General features: G+C 70.3%; 2 protein-coding genes. One reads left to right on the top strand and one right to left on the bottom strand.

Features of this window, described 5'->3' with window-relative positions; genetic code table 11:
- Positions 1-155: 155 nt before the first annotated feature.
- Positions 156-608, bottom strand: a complete 453-nt coding sequence (locus tag U4E84_RS18525) for a VanZ family protein (RefSeq protein ID WP_322533521.1) — start codon at positions 606-608, stop codon at positions 156-158.
- A 198-nt stretch (positions 609-806) separates the two neighbouring features.
- Here U4E84_RS18525 and U4E84_RS18520 point away from each other — a divergent pair.
- Positions 807-1,066, top strand: a 260-nt coding sequence (locus U4E84_RS18520; RefSeq protein ID WP_322533520.1) for an aldehyde ferredoxin oxidoreductase N-terminal domain-containing protein, incomplete at its 3' end; no start/stop codon positions are given.

The raw sequence follows: 1,066 nt of genomic DNA, 5'->3' as shown, positions 1-1,066 counted from the left end.
GCTCGCGGCTGAACGCCGACGTGGCAGCGACGGTGCGGCGCCGCGGTCGCGGCCGCGCCGTCGCGCCCGGACGCTGAGGGACACGGGCCGCCGAACGTCGATTTCGCTGAGGTCTCTCGCGGTCGGGGCTCGGAGGCTGACCCGGTCGGCCCCGATCACCTCCGGTCGCCCGGCGGTGGTGACGCGGCCGCGATCGCTGCCCCGAGGACCGCCCCGACCGCGTTGACCGCCGCGTCCGTCCACGCGAACGACCGCCACGGGATCGGCGCCTGAAGCAGTTCGACGCCGAATCCGACGCCGGTCGCGACCGCGACGCCGAGGGCCGCCGCGGCGACTCGCTGCCGAGGCGCGCGGCGTACGGCCCTCACTACGAGCGCGGCGAGTAGCGCGTACCCGACGAGGTGAAACCCCATGGTGACACCGACCCACGCCGGGAGGAGACCGCCCGGCTGGCCGCCCCCGGACGCCGCACCCGGTACGGGGACGAGGGACGCGGCGACGACGACCGCGGCGAACGCGACGACGAGCCGTCGCGGGTCGCGGTCGCCCGGTCGGCCTCGCCGGTAGCGGCTACCTCCTCGCTCGGCGTCAGGGCCCGCCCTCGTCACGGGCCGAGATTCGGTCCCCTTCGAGTTAACTCCCCGTTTCGACGCGGTCGTCCCGCGTCAGCGACTAAATCGCCAGACGAGAAGTTGCTTCGCGAACGAGTAGCGAACGGCGATCGGCCGAAGTAGTAACTAATTCCGGTTACAGTGCCGAATCAAAACATAACACGGTGTAGTTCCAATATAATGATAGAGCATTACATGACTGAAATGGGCGGCTACCGAGACCGTGTGGCACAGGTCGACCTCGGCGACGGCGAGGTCAGCTACCGCGGGATCGACGACGACGACGCGGAGAAGTACAGCGGCGCGCGCGGGCTCGGCGTCAAGTACGTCTTCGACAAGGGGGCCGACGTGGACCCGCTGGGACCGGAGAACCGACTGGCGTTCATGACCGGGCCGCTGACGGGCACCCAGACCGTGATGAGCGGCCGGATCGCCCTGGTGACGAAGTCCCCGCT

Source organism: Halorubrum sp. AD140 (genome assembly GCF_034497445.1).
Taxonomy (GTDB): domain Archaea; phylum Halobacteriota; class Halobacteria; order Halobacteriales; family Haloferacaceae; genus Halorubrum.
This window is presented reverse-complemented; position numbering and strand designations above follow the sequence as displayed.